Origin of the sequence: Galactobacter sp. (genome assembly GCF_022712295.1) — a bacterium.
Taxonomy (GTDB): domain Bacteria; phylum Actinomycetota; class Actinomycetes; order Actinomycetales; family Micrococcaceae; genus Galactobacter.
Window position 1 is genome coordinate 19043 of the sequence record NZ_JALAGT010000012.1, and the last position, 26677, is coordinate 45719.

Here is a 26677-nt window from a genome sequence, read left to right on the forward strand (position 1 = left end):
CCTAGGCCAGGAGACGGCGCAGATCAGGACAGGCGCAGCAGAGAGGTCGAGCGATCCCAGAGATTCGTTGCCGCAACCATCAACAGTGCGGAGCCGAGCATGTGCAGCAGTACCAGCACGATCGGCAGTCCGTTGAAGTGCTGCGTGTAGCCGATCGCCCCCTGGACCACGATGACCAGCAACATCCAGAGCACGGCGTGTCGCAGAGCCGCACCGGTGGGGCGACGCAGCACGATCACCAACGCGATCAGGGTGACCGCGATCAGCAGGTAGACGGGGACCACGTGCAGTTTGGTGACCAGGTCGGGATCGAAGGCGTGGCGGGGTGCATCGGGATCCCCGGCGTGAGGGCCCGCGCCGGTCACGATGGTCCCGAGGACCACCGCGACTGCGGAAAGAATCCATGCCGCCCAGGCCGGCGCCTTCATGCCCGACGGCACGGGGCCGCCTGCCAGCGACTGCCGGCCACGTGCGGCCAGCCCGGTCCGATTCACGAGCAGCGCGGCGGTACACACCAGGAAGGCGGAGGCGATGAAATGCAACGACACCACCCACGGGTTGAGTTTGGTCCACACGGTGATCCCGCCGATGACCGCCTGCACGGGAATGATGGCGAGCAGAGTCCACGCCAGCCAGTAGATGGTGGGGTGGCTACGGCGCAATTTCCAGACCGAGACGATGGTGGCGAGCGCGATGATCAACAGGACGAAGGTCAAGGTCCGATTACCGAACTCGATGATGCCGTGGATTCCCATCTCCCGGGTGGGAGTCATGGTGCCTGGCATGCAGTTGGGCCAGTTGGCGCAGCCCAGACCGGAGCCGGTGAGCCGCACCGCTCCACCGGTCACGATGATGCCCACCTGAGAGGCCAGGGAGGCGATCGCCAGGCCGTGAGTGAGTTTTGTGACCGTGGTGGGCAGCTCGAAGCGGCTGCTTGGTCGTGTAGCGGTCTGGGACATCGGAACAATTCCTTGGTCGTGTTGTGTGGATTGTGCGTGCGCGGATTGTACGTGCGTGGGTTACGTCGGGGCTGGGATTCAGTCCCAGCGGAACCATCGGATGGCTGCCGCCGAGCCGATCACGGCCCAGATCGCCAGCACCAGGATGGACGGGAGGTCGAAGCGTCCGTGCAGCAAGGCCGCACGCAGTGTCTCGGCGAGGGCGGAGGAGGGAAGCAGCGTCACGATGGAATGGGCGAGTCCGTCCAAGCGACTCACGGGCAGCAGGATGCCGCCGACGCCGGCCAAGAGTGCCCAGAGCAGGTTGGTGACGGCCAGCGTTGCTTGGGGTCGCATGGTGCCGGCGATGAGCAAACCCAAGGAGGCGAAGGCGGCGACACCGAAGACCAGGGCGATCAGCGCCGGCAGGATGCCATTCGGTTCCGGTCGCCAACCCATGCATGCGGCGATGACGCCGAGCACCAGGAGCTGGACCACCAGCACCGCGAAGACCGCGATGGTCTTGCCGAGGATCAGCCCGCCGCGGCCGAGCGGGGTGGTGGAAAGGGAGCGAAGCACGCCGTATTGACGATCGAACCCGGTTTGGATCGCTTGGCCCGTGAAGGCGACGGAGACGAGGGCCAGGGCCAGAACGCCGGGAGTAGCTGCGTCGATGCGGCGCGGAGCGACCCCGTCCAACACGTCGAGCCACGTCAAGGCAACGAGGGCCAGCACGGGCAGAACCAGCGCCAGCAGGAGTTGTTCCCCATTGCCGAGGATGGTCTTGGCCTCGTAGCCGGCCTGCCGGAAGGCTCTCACCGGTAAGGAACGCGGACGCCCCGCAGGACGCGACGTGACGGGAATGGTGGTGGGGGAGTGACTGGTCATGCGGTCTCCGTCGCCTCCTCCTGATGGTGCGCGCCATCGGTGTGGTCGGCCAGCTCCAAGAAGGCCTCCTCGAGGGTGCGTTGACGCAGGTGGAGGCGCTGCGGCATCAGACCTTGGTCTGCCCACGCTCGGGTCAGACGGGCCAGCAACTCGGGGTCGGCCACGTCCTGGACCACCCAGGTGTCGACTCCTTCGCGCCGGGCCCACACACCCTCCGGCCACGCGGGGGTCACCCCTGCAGCGAAACCGGCCACGAGATCGGCGGCACCGTCCGCCTGGGTCAGTTCGGCCACGGATCCGTGGGCCACCGTGCGACCACGGTCGATGACATAGATGGTGTCGGAGAGTTTCTCTGCGTCCTCCAACAGATGGGTGGTGAGCACCACGGCACGTCCCTCCGCTCTCAGGGTGCGGATCAGGTCGAAGACCACCTGCCGCGACTGAGGATCGAGGCCCGCGCTCGGCTCGTCGAGGAAGAGCACCTCGGGATCACCGATCAGTGCGACCGCCAGGGCGAGTCGTTGCTTCTGACCGCCCGAGAGTCGCCGAATGGAGGTCTTGGCGAACTGGTCGATGCCGAGGAGATGAACCAGCTCTCCTACGTGGCGAGGGTGGCGATACAGGCTCGCCACATGCCGCAGGTAGGACACCGGCTTCTGTGACGGGGGCAGCCCACCGTCCTGCAACATCACACCGACTCGGGCTCGTAGATTCGCGTCCGCGTGCCACGGGGTCTGCCCTAGCAGTCGAACTTCTCCGCCGTCAGGTTCCAACAAGCCCTGGGCGCAGGCCAACGTGGTGGACTTCCCGGCCCCGTTGGTGCCGAGCAGCGTGGTCACCTCACCGGCTCGGGCCACCAGGTCGACGCCCTGCAGCACTTGGACCTGCTTGCCACCCGCACTGCGAAACGCCTTCGTGAGTGCCTTGACGCTCACCGCAGGGACACTGGTGTCCGCTGATGTGGTGGCAGGCGTCGGAAGCGCGGAAGGGTGTGGTGACGGCACGCCACCAGTCTACGGCGCTGAGCGTCTCTTCCGGCTCGACCTGATGCCGCTCCAGGTCGCAATCTCGCGGCAGTGTCCAACGTCACCTGCAGCTGGGAGTCTCGTCACCAAGTGCTGTCTATACGGCTACGACAAGGCTTCCCTTACTGGAAAGCATGACGAACACAAGGGAAGATATATGTTGTGTATTCGCAGGCAACGGAGGGAACGGCTGTCCTGAGCCCTTCCCCAGATCCCAAGGACACGGAGCACAGCACCAGGGACCGTGTGCTGCGCACCGTGCTGCAGCACGGTCCCATCACCGCCGCCGAGCTCGGCACAACTCTCGGCTTCACTCCCGCCGCGGTGCGTCGTCACCTCGATCGACTGGAGTCTGAAGGGCTGATCGGCGTCAAGGAAGTACAGGCCAAACGTGCCAAGGCCGGCCGGCCGGCGCGCCACTACGTGGTGAATCCGGCCGCTCAGGTTCGCCTGGGCAACCGCAACGGTGAAGCCGCGGTCGACGCCGTGGAGCAGTTGCGTACGCTCGGCGGAGAAACGGCCGTGAGGCAGTTCGCAGCTCGGCAGGCAGAGCGGCAGGAGCGCCTGTACAGCGAGCGCGTGTCTGCAGCACCTGCCGGTCAGGAGCGTGCCGAAGCCTTGGCGGAGGCCCTGTCCGAGGACGATTACGTGGCCTTCACCCGCACGGTGGACATCTCCACAGGAACGCAGGCCATGCGCAGCCTCCAGCTGTGCCAGGCCCACTGCCCGCTCGTCGATGTGGCACGCCATGTCCCAGAGATCTGTGAGGCGGAAGCGGAAATGTTTGCACGGGTGTTGGACGTTGACGTGAGAAGACTCTCCACCATGGCTGCGGGCGGGCACGTGTGCACGCTGCACATCCCCCTGGGACGTGACTCGGCGCAGACCAAGCCGGAGAAGCGGACGCGCATCAAGATTTCGAGGAAGTAGGAGGGGACGAGATGACGGAACAAATTGCACCGAGTGCAGCGGATCCAGGCGTGATCGCCGAGATCCTGGAGAAGAATCCGGAGCTCGCCGGAATCGGCAATTATGAGTATGGATGGGCCGACGCCGACGACGCAGGTGCCAGCGCCCGTCGTGGACTGAACACGGACGTCGTCGCGGATATCTCCGCGAAGAAGTCCGAACCGGAATGGATGCTGAAGCGCCGACTGAAGGCCCTGAAGTACTTCGACCGCAAGCCCATGCCCACCTGGGGTGCAGACCTGTCGGGGATCGACTTCGACAACATCAAGTACTTCGTGCGCTCCACGGAACGTCAGGCCGAGAGCTGGGAAGACCTGCCGGAGGATATCCGGAACACCTACGAGAAGCTGGGCATCCCGGAGGCCGAGCGCAACCGTCTCGTGGCCGGCGTCGCAGCCCAGTACGAGTCAGAGGTCGTCTACCACCAGATCCGCGAGGATCTCGAGGCGCAGGGCGTCATCTTCCTCGACACCGATTCCGGCCTGCGTGAGCACCCGGAGATCTTCGAGGAGTACTTCGGTTCCGTGATCCCCGCTGGCGACAACAAGTTCGCCGCGTTGAACACGGCCGTATGGTCCGGCGGTTCCTTCGTCTACGTCCCCAAGGGCGTCCACGTCGAGATCCCGCTGCAGGCCTACTTCCGTATCAACACGGAGAACATGGGCCAGTTCGAGCGCACGCTCATCATCGCGGACGAGGACTCCTACGTTCACTACATCGAGGGCTGCACGGCTCCGATCTACAAGTCGGATTCCTTGCACTCCGCAGTGGTGGAGATCGTGGTGAAGAAGGGCGCCCGCGTTCGCTACACCACCATCCAGAACTGGTCCAACAACGTCTACAACCTGGTCACCAAGCGCGCCGTCTGCGAAGAGGGCGCCACCATGGAGTGGGTCGACGGCAACATCGGCTCCAAGGTCACCATGAAGTACCCGGCCGTTTACCTCACCGGTGAGCACGCTCGCGGAGAGACCCTGTCCATCGCCTTCGCCGGCGAGGGACAGCACCAGGACACCGGCTCCAAGATGGTGCACATCGCTCCCAACACGTCCTCCTCCATCGTCGCCAAGTCGATTGCCCGTAACGGCGGGCGTTCCGGCTACCGCGGCCTGGTGCAGGTGCGTGAGGGTGCCAAGGGTGTGAAGAACAACGTGGTCTGTGACGCCCTGCTGGTTGATCAGATCTCTCGCTCCGACACCTACCCCTACATCGACGTCCGCGAGGACGACGTCACCATGGGCCACGAGGCCACCGTGTCCAAGGTCAGCGAGGACCAGCTCTTCTACCTGATGGCCCGCGGCCTCGAGGAGCAGGAGGCCATGGCGTTGATCGTGCGCGGCTTCGTGGAGCCCATCGCCCGTGAGCTGCCGATGGAGTACGCCCTCGAGCTGAACCGACTGATCGAATTGCAGATGGAAGGATCCGTGGGCTGAGCATGGCACAGAATCTGACTGATACCGCGGCCCAGCGAAGCAAGGGTGCACCCCTGATCGCTGGTTTCACGGAGGAGGGCGAGGATCTCTCGCCCCTGAACTTGGCTGCGACCAACCTGGCCCCCATCGGTGGCGACGCCGTGAAGGCGCACTCCCACGGTGGTGGCGATGGCGTGCCCGACTCCTCGAGGGCAGGCCGCAAGACCTCCTTCGACGTCAACGACTTCGCGCCCCTGACCGGTCGCGAAGAGGACTGGCGTTTCACCCCGTTGAAGCGGCTGAAGGGCCTGGACAAGTTGGCCCTGAGTCAGGATGCGGAGCCTGCCGTGTCCTTGAAGACCGTGGAGGGGACCCTCGAGTTCTCGCACGAGGTGGTGGACAAGTCCGCCGATCCCCGCGTGGGCTGGGCCGCACCTGAGGACCGCGTCGCGGCCAACGCCTGGTCCGGTGTGTCCACCGCGCACGTGATCACCGTTCCGGCTGCCGCCGACGGCGAGGTCGCGCTGGTCTCCGTGAAGGGCGAGGACACCGCACCCTCCGCGCAGCACCTGGTGCTGGTGGCAGAGGAAGGCTCCCGCGCCACCGTGGTGGTGGACCACTCCGGGTCCGCGACGGTGAGCCAGAACGTGGAGATCGACGTGCACGACGGCGCCGACCTCACCGTGGTGTCGCTGCAGCGGTGGGAGGACGACTCCGTCCACGCCTCCGACCAGCAGGCCCGCGTCGGTGGCAAGGCCCACCTGAAGCACGTTGTGGTCTCCTTCGGTGGCGACCTGGTCCGTGTGACCCCGTCGGCTCGTTTCACCTCACCCGGCGGCGAGGCCGAACTCTTCGGCCTCTACTACGCCGATGCGGGTCAGCACCTGGAGCACCGGCTCTTCGTGGACCACGCAGCCCCCAAATGCACCTCCAACGTGCTCTACAAGGGCGCGCTGCAGGGCAAGGACGCTCACGCGGTGTGGATCGGCGACGTGCTGATCCGCGCGGCCGGTGAGGGTACCGACTCCTACGAGGCCAACAAGAACCTGGTACTCACGGACGGCGCCCGCGCCGACTCCGTCCCGAACCTGGAGATCGAGACCGGCCTCATCGACGGCGCCGGCCACTCCTCCACCACGGGTCGTTTCGACGACGAGCACCTGTTCTACCTGATGGCGCGCGGCATCGACGAGAAGACCGCACGCCGCCTGGTGGTGCGCGGCTTCCTGAACGACATCGTCCAGAAGATCGGCGTGGAGTCGATCGAGGCGCAGCTGAACGAGGCCATCGAGGCCGAGCTGGCGCAGACCGACTACTGAATCACAAGCGATAAAGAGAACTCATGTCTACTTTGGAAATCAAGGACCTGAAGGTCGGTATCGAGACCGAGCAGGGCTTCAAGCAGATCCTCAAGGGCGTCAACCTGACCATCCGTGAGGGAGAGACCCACGCGATCATGGGCCCCAACGGTTCGGGCAAGTCCACCCTGGCCTCCACCATCGCCGGTCACCCGCGCTACATCGTCAACGGCGGTGAGGTGCTGCTCGACGGCGAGAACGTGCTGGAGATGAGCGTGGACGCGCGCGCACGTGCGGGCCTGTTCCTGGCCATGCAGTACCCGGTGGAGATCCCGGGTGTCACCATGACCAACTTCCTGCGCACCGCCAAGACCGCCATCGACGGCGAGGCACCGAAGCTGCGCACCTGGACCAAGGAGGTCAAGGAGGCCTTCGATCGTCTGAAGATCGATCCGGACTTCGCCTCCCGTAACGTCAACGAGGGCTTCTCCGGTGGCGAGAAGAAGCGCATCGAGATCCTCCAGCTGGAGCTGCTCAAGCCCCGCTTCGCGCTGCTGGACGAGACCGACTCCGGCCTCGACGTCGACGCCTTGAAGATCGTCTCCGAGGGTGTCAACCGTGCCCACGAGGCCAACGGTATGGGCATCATGCTCATCACCCACTACACGCGCATCCTGCGCTACATCAAGCCCGACTTCGTGCACGTCTTCGTTGACGGTCACGTGGCAGAGCAGGGTGGCCCCGAGCTCGCCGATCGGCTCGAGGAAGAGGGCTACGACCGCTACCTGGTGGGTGCTTGAGACCATGACTGACGAGCAGCAGCTGGGCAGCACGCAGACCCCCATCGAGGACGTCACCGAGGCCTTGCACGATGTGATCGACCCCGAACTGGGTGTGAACATCGTTGATCTTGGTCTGCTGTACGGCGTGGCCTACAACGATGAGGGCGCGCTGCTCATCGACATGACGCTGACCACCGCGGCCTGCCCGCTCACCGATGTCCTCGAGGACCAGGTGGCCCGGGCGCTGGATCCGTTGGTGGACGACTGGCGGGTGAACTGGGTCTGGATGCCCCCGTGGGGTCCGGAACGGATCACCGAGGACGGCCGTGACCAGATGCGAGCGCTGGGTTTCAATATCTGAGCCACGTGATCATCTGATCGACGCTTGATGCATCAAGGGCGAGGGCCCCGAAACCTTAGGGTTTCGGGGCCCTCGCTCGTTCCCTGTCTGCGGCCGTCGGATGCCCGACGGCGTGGCGCGGGTTCCGTGACTCGCTCAGTCGTGCTTGCTGCCACGCGGCTCGGGCAGGCCGCGCGCCGACAAGGCGTCGCCCGCATCGCGGGCGCGGGCCACGGCAGCGATGACCAGCGCGGTCGCCGTGCGGATGGGTGCGCGACGCAGCCCGCGTGCAGCGGCCGACTCGCGGATCCGACGCCAGCTGTCCACGACGTCGGGCAGGGTTCGGAGGAACAGTGCGAGCGCGATCTCCACGCTGGATCGAGGAAGGCCGATCCACCGGCCTGCCCTTCCGATCCCGTCGATCAGCACCTGCTGGTCGGTGGTGATCAGCAGCAGCCTGGCCAGCGTCAGCAGTGCATAGATGCAGCTGGGTACGGCCAACGCCACCCACGGGCCGTTGACGGGCCAGTGGTAGGCCACCAGCAGCGGCACCACCCACCACCAGTACCGCAACGGGGACAGAAACGTTCTGAAGACGCGGGCGCCGGAGAACGCGTACACCAGGAACGAGAACGCCAGGAGGCCCACGCCATAGCGCCAGTCCGTCCGCAAGAACGCAGAAGCCACGCCGGCCGCGAGCAGCACAAGGTACTTGCACCAGAGCGGTGTGCGGTGGATCAGCGAGCTTCCCGGCACCGACCGGATGATGTTGCCAGGATCGAGGACGCGCATCAGGCCCGGTCTTCCGGAAGCGTCCGGGCCAGGTGCGTCGGGGGAGTGGTGCCCGGCCAGGGGGTTCGGCCCTGGGCCGCGGAAACGTAGGCGTCCACGATCTCTCCCGGTTCGCCGTCGCCCACCACCTGCCCGGCATGCACCCAGATCACGCGGTCGCAAGCGCGGGCCAGCTCCAGGTCGTGCGTGGCCACGATCAGCCGGGCAGGCACGTTCATCAATTCCGTGACGACCTGGGCACGGTTGACCAGATCGAGGGCTGAGGTCGGTTCGTCGGCGAGGATCACGGACGGATCCACGGCCAGCAGGCCGGTGAGGGCCACGAGTTGGCGTTCGCCGCCGGAGAGTGCGTGCACGCTGCGTTCACTCAGGTGCCCCAGCCCTGCCTCGGCCAGCAGTTCCGTGGCCCGTTCCTGACGCCGGCGGCGTTTCAGGCCCAGCCGACGCAGCGAGAGCTGGATGTCCTCGGTCACGGTGGGCATGATCAACTGCGCGGAGGGATCGGCGAAGAGGAAACCGAGGGTGGAGCGTACTGCCGACAGTTCGGTGGCGACGTCGTGGCCGTCCACGCTGATGCTGCCCTCCGCGAGGTCTTGCAGGCCGGCAATGGCCCTCAACAGGGTGGTCTTGCCTTGGCCGTTGGACCCCACCAGCGCGATGCGACGCTGTGGAAGATCGAGCGTGGTGGATTCCAGTGTGGTGCGGGAGGTGCCGAGTTGATCAAGGACCCGCACCGAGGCGGCGTCCAGCTTGACGGTGGACGTGTTCACAGGTCTCCGGTGCGGCGCGCGGCCAGCGCGGGGAAGGCCTTGAACACGCCGGCAGCGATCAGCGCGGCCAGCGCGCACTTGATCACGTCACCGGGCCAGAACGGCAGGTCAGCGGCGAAGGCGGCACCCCACGAGTCGAAGGGGACGTTGAGCTTCATGCCGACGATGCCGGCGGGGTGGACGATCAGGATGGAGGAGGCGAACGCACAGCAGAACAGCCACAGCGCCTGCAGCTTGCGGGCCTTGCGCAGCACCAACGTGGCGAGCGACCCCGAGACCAGCGCGGCCACCGGGAAGGCCAGCAGGTAGCCTGCGCTACCACCGGCCAGCACTCCGAAGCCGGAGGAGTAGTTGGCGAAGATGGGTAGCCCGGCCAGGCCGAGCACCACGTACAGGGCCACTGCGGTGAACCCACGCCAGCCGCCGAGCAGCAGGCCGGTGATGGCGATGCCGAGGGTCTGCAGGGTGATCGGGACGCCGGCGCCCCCGACCGGGATGGCCGGGGTCAGCGACAATGCGGCGACCACGGCGGCGAAGACGACGACCAGAGCCAGGTCACGGGGCAGGGTGTTGCGCTTGGCAGCAACGGATACGGAGGAAGACATGGTCCATACCGTACTTGAACAGTGTTCAACTCGGCCAGTCGGTGACATCACGTCGCAAGTCACCCCGCACCGAGGCCATGGGGCCCTAGAATAGTCAGGTTGCCCGCTTGAGACCCTACGAAAGGACCGGGAAGCACAGTGATCTCCGTATCCGACCTGGAGCTGCGCGCAGGCGCTCGCCTGTTGATGGACGAGGTGAATTTCCGCGTCGATGCCGGCGACAAGGTCGGCCTGGTGGGCCGTAACGGTGCGGGCAAGACCACGCTGACCAAGGTCCTCGCGGGACAGACGCTTCCGGCGGCAGGCGAGGTCACCCGCAACGGCTCCCTCGGTTACCTCCCGCAGGACACCCATCTGCCCGACATGGACCAGCTGGCTCGGGCCCGCATCCTCTCCGCCCGCGGTCTGGACGTGGTCACGGAGAAGCTGCGCCGCTGCCAGGAGGAGATGGCCAGCGAGAACGAGGCCGTACGCGAGAAGGCCATGCGCCGTTACGACCGCCTCGAGGCAGAGTTCCTGGCAGGCGGCGGCTACGCGGCCGAATCCGAGGCTGCGGCCATCTGTAACAACCTGGCCCTTCCCGAGCGCATCCTCAACCAGCCCATCGGCACGCTCTCCGGTGGCCAGCGCCGCCGCGTGGAGCTGGCCCGCATCCTGTATTCCAACGCGGACACATTGCTACTCGACGAGCCAACCAACCACTTGGACGCCGACTCCATCACCTGGCTGCGCGACTTCTTGATGGACTACGAGGGTGGCTTCCTGATCATCTCCCACAACACCGAGTTGCTGGAGGCCGTGGTCAACAAGGTCTACCACCTGGATGCCAACCGAGCCACCATCGACATGTACAACCTGGGCTGGAAGAAATACCTGGCTCAGCGCGAGACCGACGAGCGGGCCCGCCGCCGCGAACGCGCCAACGCTGAGAAGAAGGCCGGCGCCTTGATGCAGCAGGCCGAGAAGATGCGCGCCAAGGCCACCAAGGCCGTGGCGGCTCAGAGCATGATCAAGCGCGCAGAGCGCATGCTGCGGGGACTGGAGGAGGAGCATCAGGCCGATCGCGTCGCGGCCCTGCGTTTCCCCAGCCCCGCCCCGTGCGGCAAGACACCGCTCACCGCGGAGGGACTCTCGCGCGCCTACGGATCGCTCGAGATCTTCACCGGCCTGGATCTGGCCATCGACCGCGGTTCCCGCGTGGTGGTGTTGGGCCTCAACGGAGCCGGTAAGACCACGCTGCTGCGCATGCTGGCGGGGGTCGACACCCCGGATTCAGGATCGGTGGTACCCGGTCACGGACTGAAGATCGGCTACTTCGCGCAGGAACACGACACCATCGACCCCCAGGCCACGGTGCTGCAGAACATGCGTTCCACCGCACCAACGCATCTGGGCGACGCCGACGTGCGCGGCATCCTCGGCTCCTTCATGTTCTCCGGCGACGACGTCAACAAGCCTGCCGGAGTGCTCTCCGGCGGTGAGAAGACCCGACTGGCGCTGGCCATGATCGTGGCCAGCCATGCCAACGTCCTGCTCCTCGACGAGCCGACCAACAACCTGGATCCCGCCTCGCGCGAGCAGATCCTCGGAGCCCTGGCCGGCTACGAGGGCGCCGTGGTCCTGGTGTCCCACGACGAGGGCGCCGTCGAGGCGCTCAACCCGGAACGGGTGCTGCTGCTTCCCGATGGCACAGAGGACCTCTGGAACGACGAATACCTCGAGTTGGTCACCCTGGCCTGATTTGGTCGCCCTGGTGAACTGGTCTCCCGAGTGAACTGGTCTCCCGGGTGAACTGGCTTCCCTGGTCCGACCCGTTCAGCGACCCGCGCGGTCTCTTTGGGCCTTGGACCAAGTCTCGGGATCCAGTTCCTCGCCGGTGGTCTCCGCCAGGGGAGCGTCCTCGATGAGGGCGTCCTCGACCTCTTCGTCATGCGGTGAGCCGTCGCGACGCGGCTTGACCGCCTTGGCACCTGGAAGCTTCCTGGCGCGCATCCGAGGTTCCTCTCCGCGCTCGATGGCCTCCTTGTCCTCCCGATTCAGGCGGGCCTGTTGCCGCGCGGCATAGCCGAAGGCCACGAAGAACAGCACCGCGAATCCTGCCCATTGCAGCGCGTAGGACCAGTGCATGCCTTCGTCACCCTCGGGCTTGGGAAGCCGCTTCGGGGCCGCCTCCGGCGCCGGATCCTCCTGGGCCAGGAGCGCGTACGCGCCCTGCTGGACGTTGGTGCCGGTCAATTGCCCGACGTGGGGCAGATGGATGGAGGCGACCTGCCCCTCGGGCGCATCGCGCCCGATATCCGGTTCCCCGGTCACGAGCCGGGCGGTCACGGTGACGGTGCCGCTGGGCGGCGCCGGAACGTCGTTCGGCCTTTGGTCAGTTGCGTCGCCATTGGGTAGCCAGCCGCGGTCGATCAGGACCACGGTTCCGTCCTTCGCCTCGAACGGGACCAGCACCTCCATGCCCAAGGAGGAGGAGACCGTGCGCTGCCGTACCAACACGGTCTCGTCTGCCAGATATCGTCCCGTCAGCTCCACCGGGGTGTATTCACGTTCGTGAGGGAGGTCCTTCAGCCAGGCACGTGCCGTGTCCAGAGAGACGGCGTCCGAGTCCCAATTCGCGGAGACATTCGCATTGTCCGCCGCTACCTCGGCACGACGATCCCACTGCCACCAGCTCAACAGTCCACACACTGCGGCGAAGACCACGACCATCATGAGCCAACCCACCCAGCGGGTGGAGGCAAGGAATCGATACATGTGGGGCTACTCCTGCGATGAAGTCGAGATGTGGGGGTCCTGGTCCTGGTCCTGGTCCAGTTCCGTGAAGGGCACGACGTCCTTGAGGAAGCCACGAGTGGCGAGGTAGTCGCCGAGCCATTCGCGATGATCGTTGCAAGCCAGCCAGATCTTGCGACGCTCTGGCGTGTGCACTCTCGGGTTGTTCCAGCGCAGGGCCCAGGCCGCATTGTTGCGACAGCCCTTACGGGAGCACTGCGGGGCAGGACCGCCCGGTGAGGACGCGCCCAGGGATCCCAGGAGGTCGAAGCTCATGTGTTCTCCTCGGAATCGGGATTCTCTTCGGGGTCCTCCTCCACCAGCTCACCCTCGATGGTGACGCCACCAGGGGCGGACGGCGCATGCTCGGACTCGCCGTAGCGGGGCTCGGTGGGGGAGGAGTCCGCCGCGATCTGCTCTGGGTCTGGGGAGGTGGCGAAGCTGGCCCCCTTCACCTGCTCAGGAGGGCGGATCAGGTTTGCACCCATGACGGCGAACCACGGCAGCACAGCCGAAATACCCATGAGGATCAGGCCCACCCACTCGTTCCAGGTGACGGCAACGATGGCTCCGACCACGAAGAACACCACGCGTAGACCCATTTTGATGGCGTAAGCACGTAGACGCTGCCTCGACTCGATCGAGGCGGCCTCGTTCGCACTCGTCACGGAGTGCACCTGGGCATCCTGGGTCGATTCGTGTTCGCGTCGCATCACCAACCCATTCTTCCACTGCTCGGCTCGGCTCACATCCCAGGACGGCCCAGCGCACAGTCCAGTGCGGCCCAGCGCACATCCCAGCACTCGGATCGGGACGCAGTCCTCAACAGGACAAGCGCGTCTCTTCGCTAGGATGGGATGGCCTGTCCTCACGAACTTCACGGATCCGTCGGGGGCAGAACTTTCGTCAAGTGTTACGGCAACCGAAGTGAAGTGAGGAACCTCATGACCGAGCAGACCCCCCGCACCGTCCTCGTCACGGGAGGCAACCGCGGCATCGGTCTGGCGATCGCCCGCAGCTTTGCCTCGCAGGGTGACAACGTCGCCATCACCTCCCGATCGGGCGTTGGCCCGGAGGATCTGTTCACGGTCAAGGCCGACGTCACCGATGCCGCGAGCATCGATGCGGCCGTGAGCCAGGTCGAGGAGCACTTCGGCCCCGTCGAGGTGCTGGTGGCCAACGCCGGCATCACCCACGACACGCTTCTCCTGCGGATGAGCGAAGACGACTTCTCCTCCGTCATCGACACCAACCTGACCGGTGCCTTCCGCGTTGTCCAGCGCACCGTGAAGGGCATGATGAAGAAGCGTCGTGGACGGATCATCCTCATCTCCTCCGTCGTGGGACTGCTGGGCGGCACCGGCCAGGTCAACTACTCCGCGTCCAAGGCCGGCCTCGTGGGCATGGCGCGTTCAGTGACCCGTGAGCTGGGCGGCCGCGGCATCACGGCCAACGTGGTGGCACCCGGATTCATCGAGACCGAGATGACCGAGGTCCTGGATCCGGAGCTGAAGAAGAAGTACCTTGCGCAGATCCCTGCGAACCGATTCGCCAAGCCAGAAGAGGTCGCCCGAATCACCACCTGGCTGGCCGGCGACGACGCCTCCTACATCTCCGGAGCCGTCATCCCCGTGGACGGCGGCCTGGGCATGGGCCACTGACTCACCCACCTCGAGTTCTTTCTCGAGGCGCATACTTCCTTCCCGGCCGTCTTCGTCAAGAAACACCGTTTCTTCCGGATACAGGGTTCTCCGAAGATAGGGGAAGAACCATTTCGAAGCAGTTCCGGGGCTCACCCGCCCCGGGCATCAGGATTAAGGACTTCACTCATGGGTTCATTGAGCGGTAAGACCGCCATCGTCACCGGCTCCTCACGCGGCGTCGGTGCCTCCACGGCCAAGCTCATCGCAGCAGAGGGCGCCGCCGTGGTCATCAACTACCGTGCCAAGGCTCCGCGAGCCAACAAGGTCGTCAAGGCCATCGAGGAGGCCGGTGGACGCGCCGTCGCCGTGCAGGCCGACCTGACCGAGGCCGAGGGCCAACAGGCACTCGTGGACGCAGCGGTGTCCAACTTCGGTTCCCTCGACCTGCTGGTGCTCAACGCCTCCGGCGGCATGGAGACGGATCGCGGCGAGGACTACGCGCTGCGCCTGAACCGAGACGCCCAGGTCGGCATGCTGGAGGCCGCTGCAGCAGTCATGCCGGAGGGTTCCCGCGTGGTCTACGTGACCAGCCACCAGGCACATTTCATCGACACCGTTCCCACCCTGGCCGCCTACGAACCCGTGGCCAAGTCCAAGCGCGCGGGCGAGGTCGCCTTGCGTGAGAAGATCCCGGCTCTGGCCCAGAAGGGGATCGACCTGATCGTGGTCTCCGGAGACATGATCGAGGGCACCATCACCGCCACGCTCCTGGACCGCGTGGAACCCGGCGCCATCGAGGCCCGCCGTGAGGAGGCAGGCAAGCTCTACTCCGTTGACGAGTTCGCGGCCGAGGTCGCTGCCATGGCCACCGCTGATGTGGAGACCGGCCACACCGAGCTCGTGGGCGGCGGCAAGGGCTTCATCGACTGACCCACGCAACCGAAGAGGCGAGCCTCGCGCCAACGAAGCGATCCTCGCATCAATGAAGGGCGGGCCCCGAAACCGATCGGTTCCGGGGCCCGCCCTTATTGGACCACGCTCAGCCGCAGCTCACGCTCAGCCGCAGCTCACGCTCAGCCGCACGTCACGCTCAGCCGCACGTCACATTGGGCCAGGCGGTGTACGTGGTGGTGTCCTTCTGGGTCTCCGGCTCCTTGCCGGGTGCCTGACGGGTGCGGCTCACGTCCACGGTGAAGCCGTTGATGCCGGTGCGCTCCGGGACACAGCCCGGTGCGTTGGAGTGCATGGCGCGCGGGCTGGTGAGGTTGTAATGGTCGGAGGTCGTGGTCTTGACGTCCCAGTACTTCACGCCCCAGGTCCGCATGTGGACCTTTTCGTCGCTGACCCACATCTCGACGGCCACGGGAGCCGGCGTGTCGTTCTTCCAGCGCACGTTGATCTGGCCTTCCCAGTACGTGGACTCACGTCCCTCGGGATAGCGGTCGAACCAACGCGAGTGGGCGCGGTGCTCCAGGATCTCCATCCCGGAAAGGTAGCCGGCGTTGTAGGACATGGTGGCGATCTGGGAGAGGCCGCCGCCCATGGCCTTGGTCGACAGGCCGTTCTCCACCACACCGGAGGAGTAGTAGCCGTTGGCAGCCGTCACGGGGCCGAACTCATTGGCCAGGTTGAACTCCTCGCCGGGTTCCACCACGGTGCCGCTGACCTTGGCAGAACCTGCCACAAGGTTCTTGGTGCGGGTGGTGTCGTAGGTGGGGTACACCGTGGCGAACTCGGAAGTCACCTGAAGCTTCCACTTCTTGGCCGCTGCCGTCGACACCGTGGGCTGCGTGACCGTCGGCTTCACGGTGGCCTTGCGGTCCTCCGATGTGGAAGCCTTCAGCACGGCGGCGGACAGGTCCTCGGCCTTGATGCCGCGGCCTTCCTTCGCAGGAACGATCTCGGGTTTGGCACTGCCTGCCTTGCCCGTGAGCTTGAAGGTGGCGTCCTTACCCGTGGACTTCATCTTGGGGTTCGCGGAGACGGTGTCCTTGAGCAAGACGTCTTGGTCGAGCTTCAGTGAGGGCGAGCCATCCTTGACCTCGGTGGAGGCAGCATTGCCGAGCTGTTCTGCGCTCAGCGTGGCCTGGTTGGAACCGTCATCGACCGTGATCTCGCCTGACACGAGCGGATCGGCGGATTCCTCGACGAACTTCTTCCAGTCGTCGGCGCTGACCTCCGGCTCGTCGGTGGACGCCGTGGCCTTGATGCTGCCGTCCGCATTGAGCCACTGCTCGCGCAGCGCTTCTGCGGTGGCATCCACGTCGACCTTGACGCCGGATTCGGGCTCCTTGAGTTCGGCCTTTCCTTCGTTGAAGGAGACCTGGCCCTCCACTGCCTTGCTGTCCAGATCCTTGGCTGCATCCTCCACGGCCGAGGTGAGCTTGGCCTGGTCCACCGTGGTCTCCGCAGAGCCGTCCTGAGAACCGGTCAGACGCGACCAGATGATGCTGGGATCCCAGCTCAGGCCCGTGTACTTGGAGACCGTTGCGGTCACGTCCACGCCAAGGCCGGCGTCCTTGGGGGTGATGGTGACCTTGGAGTCGTTCTCCGATTCGGTGCTCAGCTGCAGCTGGGCCGCTTCCCGTTCCGCGAACGCCTTCGTGAGCGTTGCTTCTGCCTCTTCCGCATTCTGCCCGGAGACATCCACACCCTCGATGCTCAGTTCGGCCGGCAGCTTGTCCTTGGTCAGCAGTGCACTGCCGACGTAGGCTCCGCCGGCAACCACCACCACGGCGCCGAGCGTCCAGGCGGTGATCTTGGCCCCCTTGTGGCTCTTCTTGCCTGGCTCTGCGTCCGACGGCATCGTGGACTCTTCGCTCACGTTTTGTTCTCCTTGATATCCCTGGTGGGCTTGTCAGCCCCGGGCAGGCGTTGCGACGCCGTTCATTCAACGGTGCCAGAATGCACCCGCACAGTTCGACATAGTAATGTGCTCATTCCGCCGGAACATGCAGATTCGCGTCACTCGCACGTCACGATGCAGTCTCGATTAGTGGAAGAGCACACTTTCGCGGTCAGGCGAGGCTTTCAGTCCAGCGGCCAACCCAGCGTTGCCGCTACGGTATCGAGTCGACGCAGGTCCAACGTCGCGTCCACTCGTGCACGCAAGGCGGGCTTGGGCTGAACCCCGACACCGAGTGCGCTGGCATCAACCAGGTCGAGGTCGTTCGCGCCGTCTCCCATCCCGATGGTGGCAGACAGGGGCACCCCTTCCGCCTCGGCCCAGGACACCAGGGCCGCCTGCTTCGCGGCGCGATCCACCACGTCACCGACCACGGAACCGGTCAGTGCTGCGTCGGCCACGCCCAATACGTTGGCCCGCGCATGGTCCAGCCCCAACCGCTCGGCCAGCGGTTCAAGAACCTGAATGAAGCCACCGGAAACGGCCCCGACCTTGTGCCCTGCACGGTGCGCGGCCCGGATGAGGGCCTCGGCACCAGCCGTCGGCGTGATGCGGGCCGCGACCTCCTGCATGACCCCGACCGGTAGCCCGGTGAGCGCCTCCACTCGATGGTGAAGGGACTGAGCGAAGTCGAGTTCACCGCGCATGGCGCGTTCCGTCACCGCAGCGACCTCGGCCTCACGCCCCGCATGGGCAGCCAACAGCTCGATGACCTCCTGTTCGATCAGCGTGGAATCCACGTCCGTCACCAGCAGCATGCGCTCGGCATCCAGCAAGGACTGGGGCGCGAGCAGCACGGCCGCGGGGACATCACGAACGGATCGCACCGCGGTCCGAAGCGCCTCGACGCCTTGGGCGTCGGCGGTGACGCGCGCGGCCGCGGCCGTGAGGCCGGATGGGGCCTCCACGGCGTCGGGCAGCGTCGTCAGAGCGACCTCGGAGGCCTGCAGGACCTCCTCCAGGACGTGCTGAGCCGAGGCGGGGGAGTCGGCGGCGGTGAAGACGGCCAGACGGAGTGTCGATTCCATGCCTCCATCATGGCCGTTGGTGCCGCCCTCACCGTTATCTGTGAACTAGACTTGGGCACCATGACGTCCGTGCTGAACTTCTCCGATGTAACCGTCAAACGAGGACACAAGGAACTCTTGTCCCACGTGTCCGTGGACATCGAGGAGGGGCAGCGTTGGGTGGTGATGGGCCCTAACGGCGCGGGTAAGTCCACGTTGGCCCAGATCGCCGCCACCAAGATGTTTCCGTCCTCCGGCACGGTCGATGTGCTCGGCTGCCGGATGGGAGAGGTCGACCTGTTCGAGCTGCGTCCCGCCATCGGCCTGACCTCCGCCGGCCTGGCCCGCCAGCTGCGGGAGGACGAGTTGGTGCTGGACGTGGTGGTCTCCGCCGCCTACGGTTTCACCGGCCGCTGGCGCGAGGTCTACGACAAGGACGACGAGCGTCGCGCCTTGTCCCTGCTCAACGATTGGGGAGCAGCCACGTTGCTCTCCCGTCGCTTCTCCTCCCTGTCCGAAGGCGAACGCCAGCGCGTATTGATTGCCCGCTCCCTCATGACGGACCCGGAACTGCTGATCCTGGACGAACCCGCCGCCGGCCTGGACCTGTCCGGGAGGGAAGCCCTCGTGGCCCGGCTGGGCTCCTTCGCCGCCGATCCGGCCGCGCCGACCATGGTGATGGTGACCCATCACGTGGAGGAGATCCCCGAACACTTCACGCACGCGCTGCTGTTGCGCGAGGGCTCCGTGGTCGCCGCAGGCCCGCTGGAGCAGACCGTCACGCAGGCCAACCTGGAGACCACCTTCGACCTGCCGCTGACGCTCACCCGCACGGGGCACCGCTTCTCCGCGTTCGCCCGCTGAGTCCCTCCTCACTCGTGCCGATCGTCACCATCGGGTCCCTGCCCGATCCCCGGCAACCCTCCGATCCTGAGTCAGCCTCCGGGCCCGACCTGAGCGACTATGTAGGGCTGACCGACGCCGCCCTGCGTTCCACCCGGGACACCTTCATCGCCGAGTCCACTGTGGTGGTACGCCGGGCGCTGGACGCCGGATACACGCCCCGTTCCTTTCTGCTTGATGAGCGCCACACCGCGGTAGCCGAGGAATTCTCGGGCCGTTTCCCTGACGTGCCCGTGTTCATCGGCGCCTCCGAGGTGCTCGAATCGCTCACCGGCTTCCACCTGCACCGTGGAGCCTTGGCGAGCTTCCGGAGACCGGCACCGGCCAACGCGGCCCGATTGCTTTCGTCCGCCCGCCGTGTGGTGGTGCTGGAGGATGTCACCGAGCACACCAACGTCGGCGCCATCTTCCGCACTGCCGCGGGACTCGGTGTGGATGCGATCCTGCTCTCGCCTCGCTGCGCCGACCCGCTCTACCGCCGAGCCATCAGGGTGTCCATGGGCACGGTGTTCTCCCAGCCATGGGCTCGCCTCGACACCTGGCCGGACGGCGTCACCGGCGTGCAGTGGCTCAAGGACCAGGGGTTCCATGTCTGCGCACTGGAATTGACCGAGGACGCGCTGCCGATCGACGACCCCGCCTTGAGGCATCTGGAGCGGCTGGCCCTGATCCTGGGCACCGAGGGAGCCGGGGTTCTGCCGCGAACGCTGGAGTCGGTGGATGCCTCCGTCATCATCCCCATGGAGCGCGAGGTCTCCTCCCTCAACGTCGGAGCGGCGGCGGCCATCGCCATGTGGGAACTGCGTGCCCGCTGAGACGGACGCCACGGTGTCTGCCGCTGCACGCCCGGCACCGTATCTGTGTAGAATGGTTCGCTGTGCGCGTGTGTGCGCGTACACACCGATCCACTGATCGACCCTGGCAAAATCCAGGGTCATACTAGAAATCCAAGGTGATCTTCATGAAGGCTGGCATCCACCCGAATTACGGGCCCATCGTGTTCCGTGACCTCGCTTCCGGCGAGAAGTACCTGACCCACTCCACCGCCACGAGCGACAAGACCATCGAGTGGGAGGACGGCAACACCTACCCGGTCATCGACGTCGAGATCTCCGCCGCGTCGCACCCGTTCTACACGGGTAAGCAGCGCATCATGGACTCCGCCGGTCGCGTGGAGCGCTTCAACCAGCGCTTCAAGGGCTTCGGTGGCAAGAAGGCCTGAGGCCTTCAGCACTCGCATCACTTCGTTCGGGCCGCCGCGCTCCACCTTCCCGGGTGGAGGCGGCGGCCCGAACGCGTTGTGCGGGGAAACGGCTCTCTCGTCACCCTCGGCGGCCGTCGACGGCGATAGGCTGGAGGGCGTGTCGAATGATTCTTCTTTCCCCGGATCCCCAACACCTGCAGGCTCCGTTCACCATCACGGTGAGTTCAAGGTCCCAGGCGGCAAACTCGTGGTCGCCGACCTCGATGTGGAGAACGACCGGATCGCCTCCGCAGCGATCAACGGCGATTTCTTCCTCGAGCCGGACGAGGCCTTGGATGACATCAACACCGCACTCACCGGATTCTCTGCCACCGCGAGCCACCAGGAACTGACCAGGGCCATCGAGGCCCAGGTCCGCCCGGGCGCCGTGATGTTCGGCTTCGATGCCGCTGCGGTGGCCACGGCGGTGCGGCGTGCCCTTGGCCTGGCCAGCACCTGGGACGACCATGCCTGGGAGGTCCTGGGCCCCACCCCGTACCCCATCGAGGTCAACGTGGCCCTCGACGAGGTCCTGACCCGTCAGGTCGGCGCCGGCCTGCGTGCCCCGACCATGCGACTGTGGGAGTGGAACGAGCCCAGCGTGGTGATCGGGTCCTTCCAGTCCTACAGCAACGAGGTGGATGAGCAGGCCGCGCAGAAGTACGGCTTCCACGTGGTGCGCCGCATCTCCGGCGGCGGGGCCATGTTCATGGAGGCGGGCAACTGCGTCACCTACTCCCTGTACCTACCGCAGTCCCTGGTGGACGGCATGTCCTTCGCCGACTCCTACCCGTTCCTTGACTCCTGGGTCATGCAGTCCCTGGCCGAGGTCGGGGTGGAGGCGCACTATGTTCCGCTCAACGACATCGCGACCGACGCAGGCAAGATCGGCGGCGCCGCTCAGAAACGTCTGGCCGGCGGAGGCATGCTGCATCACGTGACCATGAGCTACGACATCGACGCGGACAAGATGACGCAGGTGCTGCGCATCGGCAGGGAGAAGATCTCCGACAAGGGCATCACGTCCGCCAAGAAGCGTGTTGACCCGCTCAAGCGTCAGGCGGGACGCAGCCGCGAGGAGATCCTCTCGACGCTGAAGTCGGTCTTCATGGACCGCTACGGTGCCAAGGAAGCCGTCATCGACGATGCCACCCTCGCCGAGGCCGAGGAGCTGGCCAGGACCAAGTTCCTCACCGACGAGTGGACCCGCCGGGTCCCGTGATCTGGACGGTACTCCAGCTCGAGTCGTAGCAACGGTGAAAAACCACAGCTACGGTGCCGAAGGGTAGATCGGCACCGTAGCTGTGGTTTCTTGCCGTAGATGAGTCGTGCGTGCCCGGCCCGCGCGGTCAGGCGGCCTGCGCGCGCAGCCGCCTGCGGACGTCGTCCAGTGACTCGATGACCAGCCGCCGCAACGCGGCGGGCTGGTCTTGGTTGGCCTCCAGCCAGGCGCGGGTCGCCACCACCGTCGGGTGGGTGTCCGCGTCGCCGTCCGCGATCTCGGCATCTGCGGGGTAGAGGCCCTTGACCACCCGGGTGGACTGGCCCTGGGTCTGTTCGCGCCACACCTTGGCCAGGCGGTCGAAGTACTCCGCCGGATCCGGTCGATCCACGTGCCTCGGATCCACGCCGAGCCCGTCGATGACAGCCTGCAGCTGGTCGTTGGAGAGTTGCGCTCCCGAGACGTCGCGACCGCTGTAGGCGGCCTGGCGCGCTGAAGCCTTGACGTCGGCGTCCGGGATCGCGGCCAGCGCCCGGGTGAGGCCGGTGGAGGACACGGCGGTGGGCGCCGCAGCCTGTCGGCCGGACAAGGAGGCGGCGTCGATGCGGCCGTGCGCGGCGAAGACGCTCAGTGCGGCCCAGGTCAGCTCCTCCCCGAGATCGAAGGCATTCGTCGGGTCCAACCAGGTGGCGATGACACCCAGCGTGTCTGCGGCCGGGGCCTGCAGGTGTTCCAGGGCCGAGAACAGGGCGCGCAACCGGACGGTGCGCACGTCGGAGAGTTCCGGCTCGTCCACGATGGCTTCCAGCAGCCAGGTGCTCCATCGGGCCAGGAGTTCCTGACGCTGCTCGGCACGGGCGTAATCCACCAGGCCGGACGTCGCCTGCGCGAACACCTGGGAAAGCACACCGGTGTCCTCCAGCAGGTGGGACGTGGCGACGACGCCGTCCACGAAGCGTTCCGGTGCCAGACCGCCGTCGCGCACCAGGTTCCACGCCGCGGCGAATGCCGTGGCCCGAGCCAACTCGTCCTCGAACCCTTCCGCGAGGAAGGCCTCCAGTGAGTTGGCGTCGGGGGCCACCAGCGCATAACTGAGATCGGCGTCGTTGGGCAGCAGGACCGTATCCGCGGGCAGGCCGAGAATCTCAGGGACCTCCGCGGCGGCGAGGGCGCCGTCGGCGTCCTCCAAGCGGACCTCGGGGGAGGCAACCAGCCGAGCCGGGCCGTCGGGCACAGGAGCGTAGGCGCCCACGTGCACCACGTGCGGGCGCAGAACCGACTCGCCCGTACGCGGATCGGTTGCGGACTGGTGCAGTGCGGCTGAGGCGATCCGGCCGTCCTCGACGGTGGTTTCCAGCGTGAGGGTGGAGACGCCTGCCGTGGCCAGCCATGCAGCGGCCCATCCGCTCATGTCCCGCCCGGAGGCGGAACCGAGGGCCCTGAGGAAATCGGCCAAGGTGGTGTTGCCCCACGCGTTGTCCCGGAAGTAGTCGCGCGCGGCAGCGAGGAAGGTGTCGCGGCCGACGTAGGCCGAGAGCTGCTTCAGCACCGAGGCACCCTTGGCGTAGGTGATGCCGTCGAAGTTCTGGTCTGCCGCCTCCAGATCCACGATGTCGGCCACGATGGGGTGCGTGGTGGGGTACTGGTCCTGGCGGTAGGCCCAGGCCTTACGACGCGAGGCGAAGGTGGTCCACGACGTCGTGAAGTCGGTGGCCTCGTCCACGGCGAGGGCGCCCACGTAATCCGCGAAGGATTCCTTGAGCCAGAGATCGTCCCACCACTTCATGGTGTCGAGGACCCCGAAGGCCATGTGGCTCATCTCGTGGAGTATCGTGTTGGCGCGGCCCTCGTGCTGAGCCTCGGTGGCTGCTGAGGTGAAGATGTAGCTCTCGGTAAAGGTGACGAGGCCGGGATTCTCCATGGCGCCGAGGTTGTACTCGGGGACGAAAGCCTGGTCGTACTTACCCCAGGGGTAGGCCACGTCGAAGTTCTCGTGGAACCAGTCCAGGCCGCGCTTGGTGACCTCGAAGATCTCCTCGGTGTCGGCGTGCTCCGCGATGGAGGCGCGGGTGAGGATGCCCAGGGGGATCTCCACGTGTGCGCCGGAGGCGGTGTCCCCGGTGTAGCGATCGGTCCAGTACGCGTAGGGGCCGGCCAGGAACGTGGTGATGTAGGTGGACATGGGCTCGGTCCGAGCGAAGATGCGCGTCGAGTTGGTTCCCTCCGCCTCCACGACGTCGTGGAGGGCGCCGTTGGAGGCCACGTGCCACTGATTTGGGGCGGTGATCCGCGTGGCGAAGCGAGCCTTCAGGTCGGGTTGTTCGAAGTTCGGGTAGATGCGGCGGCAGTCGGCCGGCTCGTTCTGCGAGTACAGGTAGGTGAATCCGTCCGCGGGGTCCACATAACGGTGCACGCCCTCACCCGAACGGGAGTAGTAGGAGCGCGACTCGATGATCGCGGTGTTGTGTTCCTTGAGCGCGGGCAGGTGGATACGGGCGCCGTCCACCACGTCCTCCGGTTCCAGGGTTACTCCGTTCAAGCTCACGGAGTTCACCTCGTGACCCAGGTAGTCCAGGAACGTTGCGGCACCCTCACTGGCGTCGAAGTCCACCTCAGTGCGTACGGCGAAGGAGGGGGAATCCTGGTCCTCGGCGTTGGAGAAATCCAGGTGCAGTCGATAGTCGAGCGTGGTGACCACAAGGGCGCGCGCGGCGGCCTCGTCACGTCGCAGGTTCTCGTTCAGGGGCCGGGGATCGCAGATCATGAAAACTATTCAAGCACTCTTTCACATCTTGGGGTATCGGCCCTGGTCGGATGTTTCTCCGTTGTCAGATGTCGCGATGAGGCAGATGCCAGGATGGGTCAATGACCAATCGGAACGATGTCCACGCGATCGTGGATGCGGTCGCTACCGCACTTGGTGCGCCCGCCGTCCTGGACCGGGTGCTCCCCGGTGGTACGCATGCCACCACCGTCGTGGTCACGTGTCGGGGCCGCAGCCTGGTTGCGCGCCGCTTTCCCCTGGGCGACGACGCGGCGCGCCGTGAGTGCGCAGCTCACCCGACGCTGGCGAGGCTCGGCACCTTGGTTCCCCGGCTCGTTGCAATTGGCGGCACGCAGGCACGCCCCGTGATCATCACGACCGTAGTGCCCGGCACCCCGCCGTCGCCCGACCTACCGGTTGCGGCCATCGCAGCAGGTATGGCCCGGACGTTGGCGCGGATTCATGGCCTATCCGGTGCCGGTCTCCGGCTCCAACCGGTGGGACCCGGGATGGGCGACGGGCCGCTGGCACGTAGGGCACGGGCCGAGTTCGAGGACCTCAACACGAGCCACCGAGTGCTGACCCACCTCGATTTCTGGTGCGGGAACGTCCTGTGGGACAGCAGTGACGTGGCCGGCGTCGTGGACTGGTCCGGCGCCTGCAGCGCGCCCCGCGGCGTGGACCTGGCGTGGTGTCGACAGGATCTGGTCCTCTTGGGCGATCCCGACGCCGCGGAACTGTTCTTGCGTGAGTACCAGAGGTTGTCCGGGGTCACGGTGACAGACATCGGCGCCTGGGACGTGCAAGCGGCGGCGCGAGCCGAGGACAGGGTGGAGACCTGGGCGCCCAATTACCTGGGGATCGGTCGCAGTGATGGCACTGCGGAAACCCTGCGCGCCCGTCTCGACGCCTGGAATGCCACGCTCTGACCAGCCTCATCGGCATACGCGCAGGACTCTCATACTGTGTGGCGGACCAGACGGGACTCCACACTGTGGGATGCCATGCTTCAACGGCCCTTCGACAGGTGCGATCCTGGGCGATCCGTCGGGCCCCTGCTGCGTCATGAGAACAGGAGCACGACACAGCTTGTGATTCTCCGCCGGATTGGTCGCCACGAGACGTGTTTCAACTTCGAACTCGAAGGGGACAGACCTGACGGTCGCACGCACACTAAACCGAATGACACCCATTCGAGGATGGAAAGCGATTGTCGATTCATTCGTGCACGAATGAAGCCCTCTTTACACTTTTCGTGGTTGACATACCTAGCCCATTCACAACGCGTTCCCGCGACATCACCCAGCAATCCCACCGAGCCTTCCCGCCCTGCCTTGCCACGGCACCGCCCGGTAACCCCAGCCGGCCATGTCTCCTCGCTAACCGTCACTCCCGGGCGCACATCTCCGCCAATCCGTTCTGAGCCCTGTGACTTGGCCCAGTGACTTGGCCCTGCCTGGCCGCGACGCCGCCCAGTGACCCCAGCCGGCCATGCTTCCTTACTAGCCGTCGCACCGAGCAGCGTCTGCTGACTGACGGTCACACCTGGCCACAGCTCTCCGCAGTAGCGCTCCGAGTCCTGTGACTTGGCCCTGCCCGGCTGCGCCGCCACCTACCAACCCCGCCGCAGCACGCTACGCGCCCACCACGCAACCTCTGCACCCCCAGCCAGTGGATCCGCCACCCGCTCCACCCCGCCTGGTCAATCCTCCCGCCGCGCTCGACCGATCGCCTCGGTCGCCCACCTGGGTCAACCCAATTCCCATGCGACGCTTAACCGGCTTTCTGCAATCCAGGATTATTGATTGGCATGTTTGTGGGCATGTCGTCCACATATTGTGGATTAGTCACGGGTGGAAACCCGGCTCATCTGGGAATCACCTGGCAGTTAAGAAAAACACTGGCGCTGGTTATTATGTGCTAGTAGAGTCAGTGCATGGAAGCGAATCGGGGGATCCGCTCAGGGGAACACACCACCTCAGGGGACCAGAAACCACAGCAGCAGGGACAAACTCGCCCACCAGCAGTCTTGGTCGAGCTCAAGGGCCACGTTGCCTTGTTGAACTCCGAGGCCTTCTCCGGGTGGGACAACGCAGAGGCGCTGGCCGGGCTGGCTGCGCTGGAAACGGTGAAGCGAATGATTGAGGCCCGTCAGGCCCTGATCACCGACCATATAGTCCGGGTGCGGTGTCAGGCGGCCGAGGCGGCCGAACGCTCGGTCAGGAACGTCCCCGCCGAGGTCGGCAAAGACCTCGGCCTGGCGCGGAAACTGAACGGCTCCCGAGCCCGTCACCTCGTGGACCTCGCCTCCGAATGCCCTGGCCAAGCGCCGTTGACGTTCGCGTTGTGGTTGGACGGAAAAGTCAGTGAGGAGCAAGCCCTCACCCTGTTCAAGC

The 26677-nt window shown here is 65.9% G+C and carries 26 protein-coding genes; 14 read left to right on the top strand and 12 right to left on the bottom strand.

The annotated features are described in order from the left end of the window. Positions 1-23 precede the first annotated feature (23 nt). From Q0A15_RS00945 to Q0A15_RS00955, 3 genes are all read right to left on the bottom strand, one after another. Positions 24-959: a COX15/CtaA family protein gene (locus tag Q0A15_RS00945; protein WP_291277662.1), complete on the bottom strand. Its 936-nt coding sequence runs from the start codon at positions 957-959 to the stop codon at positions 24-26. 78 nt (positions 960-1037) lie between these two features. Further along, on the bottom strand, positions 1038-1826 hold the full coding sequence (locus Q0A15_RS00950; RefSeq protein ID WP_291277663.1) for an ABC transporter permease: 789 nt from the start codon (positions 1824-1826) through the stop codon (positions 1038-1040). Continuing rightward, on the bottom strand, positions 1823-2830 hold the full coding sequence (locus Q0A15_RS00955) for an ABC transporter ATP-binding protein (protein ID WP_291277664.1): 1008 nt from the start codon (positions 2828-2830) through the stop codon (positions 1823-1825). Before Q0A15_RS00955 ends, Q0A15_RS00950 begins: the two co-directional genes overlap by 4 nt. A 183-nt stretch (positions 2831-3013) precedes the next feature. Here Q0A15_RS00955 and Q0A15_RS00960 point away from each other — a divergent pair, with 183 nt between their 5' ends. Genes Q0A15_RS00960 through Q0A15_RS00980 form a run of 5 tightly spaced genes read left to right on the top strand, consistent with a single transcriptional unit; the run spans position 3014 to position 7673 of the window. After that, a complete protein-coding gene (locus tag Q0A15_RS00960; protein WP_291277665.1) occupies positions 3014-3781 on the top strand; it encodes a MarR family transcriptional regulator in 768 nt (255 codons plus the stop codon). A gap of 11 nt (positions 3782-3792) precedes the next feature. Next, positions 3793-5253 (top strand): Fe-S cluster assembly protein SufB, encoded by a 1461-nt coding sequence (gene sufB, locus Q0A15_RS00965; RefSeq protein WP_291277666.1) that lies wholly within the window; start codon positions 3793-3795, stop codon positions 5251-5253. Positions 5254-5255: 2 nt separating this feature from the next. Further along, positions 5256-6551, top strand: coding sequence for a Fe-S cluster assembly protein SufD (sufD, locus tag Q0A15_RS00970; RefSeq protein WP_291277667.1), 1296 nt, complete (start codon positions 5256-5258; stop codon positions 6549-6551). Positions 6552-6574: 23 nt separating this feature from the next. Beyond that, a complete protein-coding gene (gene sufC, locus Q0A15_RS00975; RefSeq protein WP_291277668.1) occupies positions 6575-7330 on the top strand; it encodes a Fe-S cluster assembly ATPase SufC in 756 nt (251 codons plus the stop codon). A 4-nt stretch (positions 7331-7334) separates the two neighbouring features. Further along, a complete protein-coding gene (locus Q0A15_RS00980) occupies positions 7335-7673 on the top strand; it encodes a metal-sulfur cluster assembly factor (protein ID WP_291277669.1) in 339 nt (112 codons plus the stop codon). A gap of 135 nt (positions 7674-7808) precedes the next feature. Here the strand turns inward: Q0A15_RS00980 and Q0A15_RS00985 are convergent, their stop codons facing one another. The 3 genes from Q0A15_RS00985 to Q0A15_RS00995 are packed head-to-tail and all read right to left on the bottom strand — an operon-like array spanning position 7809 to position 9819. After that, the gene (locus Q0A15_RS00985) at positions 7809-8444 is read right to left on the bottom strand and encodes a CbiQ family ECF transporter T component (protein ID WP_291277670.1); all 636 of its coding nucleotides are present in this window, start codon (positions 8442-8444) and stop codon (positions 7809-7811) included. Beyond that, entirely contained in the window at positions 8444-9214 is a 771-nt protein-coding gene (locus Q0A15_RS00990; protein ID WP_291277671.1) for an energy-coupling factor ABC transporter ATP-binding protein, read from the bottom strand. Before Q0A15_RS00990 ends, Q0A15_RS00985 begins: the two co-directional genes overlap by 1 nt. After that, on the bottom strand, positions 9211-9819 hold the full coding sequence (locus tag Q0A15_RS00995) for a biotin transporter BioY (protein WP_291277672.1): 609 nt from the start codon (positions 9817-9819) through the stop codon (positions 9211-9213). The genes Q0A15_RS00990 and Q0A15_RS00995 overlap by 4 nt, the downstream gene beginning before the upstream one ends. Positions 9820-9957: 138 nt before the next feature. Here Q0A15_RS00995 and Q0A15_RS01000 point away from each other — a divergent pair, with 138 nt between their 5' ends. Continuing rightward, positions 9958-11559, top strand: a complete 1602-nt coding sequence (locus Q0A15_RS01000) for an ABC-F family ATP-binding cassette domain-containing protein (RefSeq protein ID WP_291277673.1) — start codon at positions 9958-9960, stop codon at positions 11557-11559. A 75-nt stretch (positions 11560-11634) separates the two neighbouring features. On the opposite strand, the gene Q0A15_RS01005 is transcribed toward Q0A15_RS01000, so the two are convergent. The 3 genes from Q0A15_RS01005 to Q0A15_RS01015 are packed head-to-tail and all read right to left on the bottom strand — an operon-like array spanning position 11635 to position 13307. Then, complete coding sequence (locus tag Q0A15_RS01005) at positions 11635-12576, bottom strand: SURF1 family protein (RefSeq protein WP_291277674.1); 942 nt, start codon at positions 12574-12576, stop codon at positions 11635-11637. Between the two features lie 6 nt (positions 12577-12582). Beyond that, positions 12583-12870 carry a hypothetical protein gene (locus tag Q0A15_RS01010; RefSeq protein ID WP_291277675.1) on the bottom strand — a complete coding sequence of 96 codons (288 nt, stop codon included), beginning with the start codon at positions 12868-12870 and terminating at the stop codon, positions 12583-12585. After that, positions 12867-13307, bottom strand: coding sequence for a DUF3099 domain-containing protein (locus tag Q0A15_RS01015; protein WP_291277676.1), 441 nt, complete (start codon positions 13305-13307; stop codon positions 12867-12869). Before Q0A15_RS01015 ends, Q0A15_RS01010 begins: the two co-directional genes overlap by 4 nt. A 231-nt stretch (positions 13308-13538) precedes the next feature. Between Q0A15_RS01015 and Q0A15_RS01020 the strand changes: the two genes are divergently transcribed. Further along, positions 13539-14255 (top strand): beta-ketoacyl-ACP reductase, encoded by a 717-nt coding sequence (locus Q0A15_RS01020; protein WP_291277677.1) that lies wholly within the window; start codon positions 13539-13541, stop codon positions 14253-14255. 168 nt (positions 14256-14423) lie between these two features. Beyond that, entirely contained in the window at positions 14424-15167 is a 744-nt protein-coding gene (locus Q0A15_RS01025; RefSeq protein WP_291277678.1) for an SDR family oxidoreductase, read from the top strand. 160 nt (positions 15168-15327) lie between these two features. On the opposite strand, the gene Q0A15_RS01030 is transcribed toward Q0A15_RS01025, so the two are convergent. Next, the gene (locus Q0A15_RS01030) at positions 15328-17061 is read right to left on the bottom strand and encodes a VanW family protein (RefSeq protein ID WP_291277679.1); all 1734 of its coding nucleotides are present in this window, start codon (positions 17059-17061) and stop codon (positions 15328-15330) included. 206 nt (positions 17062-17267) lie between these two features. Further along, the gene (gene serB / locus Q0A15_RS01035; protein ID WP_291277680.1) at positions 17268-18170 is read right to left on the bottom strand and encodes a phosphoserine phosphatase SerB; all 903 of its coding nucleotides are present in this window, start codon (positions 18168-18170) and stop codon (positions 17268-17270) included. Between the two features lie 60 nt (positions 18171-18230). Between serB and Q0A15_RS01040 the strand changes: the two genes are divergently transcribed. From Q0A15_RS01040 to Q0A15_RS01055, 4 genes are all read left to right on the top strand, one after another. After that, positions 18231-19013: an ABC transporter ATP-binding protein gene (locus Q0A15_RS01040; RefSeq protein WP_291277681.1), complete on the top strand. Its 783-nt coding sequence runs from the start codon at positions 18231-18233 to the stop codon at positions 19011-19013. A gap of 20 nt (positions 19014-19033) precedes the next feature. Next, complete coding sequence (locus Q0A15_RS01045; protein WP_291277689.1) at positions 19034-19867, top strand: RNA methyltransferase; 834 nt, start codon at positions 19034-19036, stop codon at positions 19865-19867. Between the two features lie 146 nt (positions 19868-20013). After that, positions 20014-20274, top strand: coding sequence for a type B 50S ribosomal protein L31 (locus Q0A15_RS01050; RefSeq protein WP_291277682.1), 261 nt, complete (start codon positions 20014-20016; stop codon positions 20272-20274). A 139-nt stretch (positions 20275-20413) separates the two neighbouring features. Beyond that, positions 20414-21517 (top strand): lipoate--protein ligase family protein, encoded by a 1104-nt coding sequence (locus tag Q0A15_RS01055; protein ID WP_291277683.1) that lies wholly within the window; start codon positions 20414-20416, stop codon positions 21515-21517. A 127-nt stretch (positions 21518-21644) separates the two neighbouring features. On the opposite strand, the gene pepN is transcribed toward Q0A15_RS01055, so the two are convergent. Next, positions 21645-24281, bottom strand: a complete 2637-nt coding sequence (pepN, locus tag Q0A15_RS01060; RefSeq protein WP_291277684.1) for an aminopeptidase N — start codon at positions 24279-24281, stop codon at positions 21645-21647. A 101-nt stretch (positions 24282-24382) separates the two neighbouring features. On the opposite strand from pepN, the gene Q0A15_RS01065 reads away from it, so the two are divergent. Further along, entirely contained in the window at positions 24383-25210 is an 828-nt protein-coding gene (locus Q0A15_RS01065; protein WP_291277685.1) for a phosphotransferase family protein, read from the top strand. 1007 nt (positions 25211-26217) lie between these two features. After that, a partial coding sequence (locus tag Q0A15_RS01070) for a hypothetical protein (protein WP_291277686.1) occupies positions 26218-26677 on the top strand: 460 nt, incomplete at its 3' end.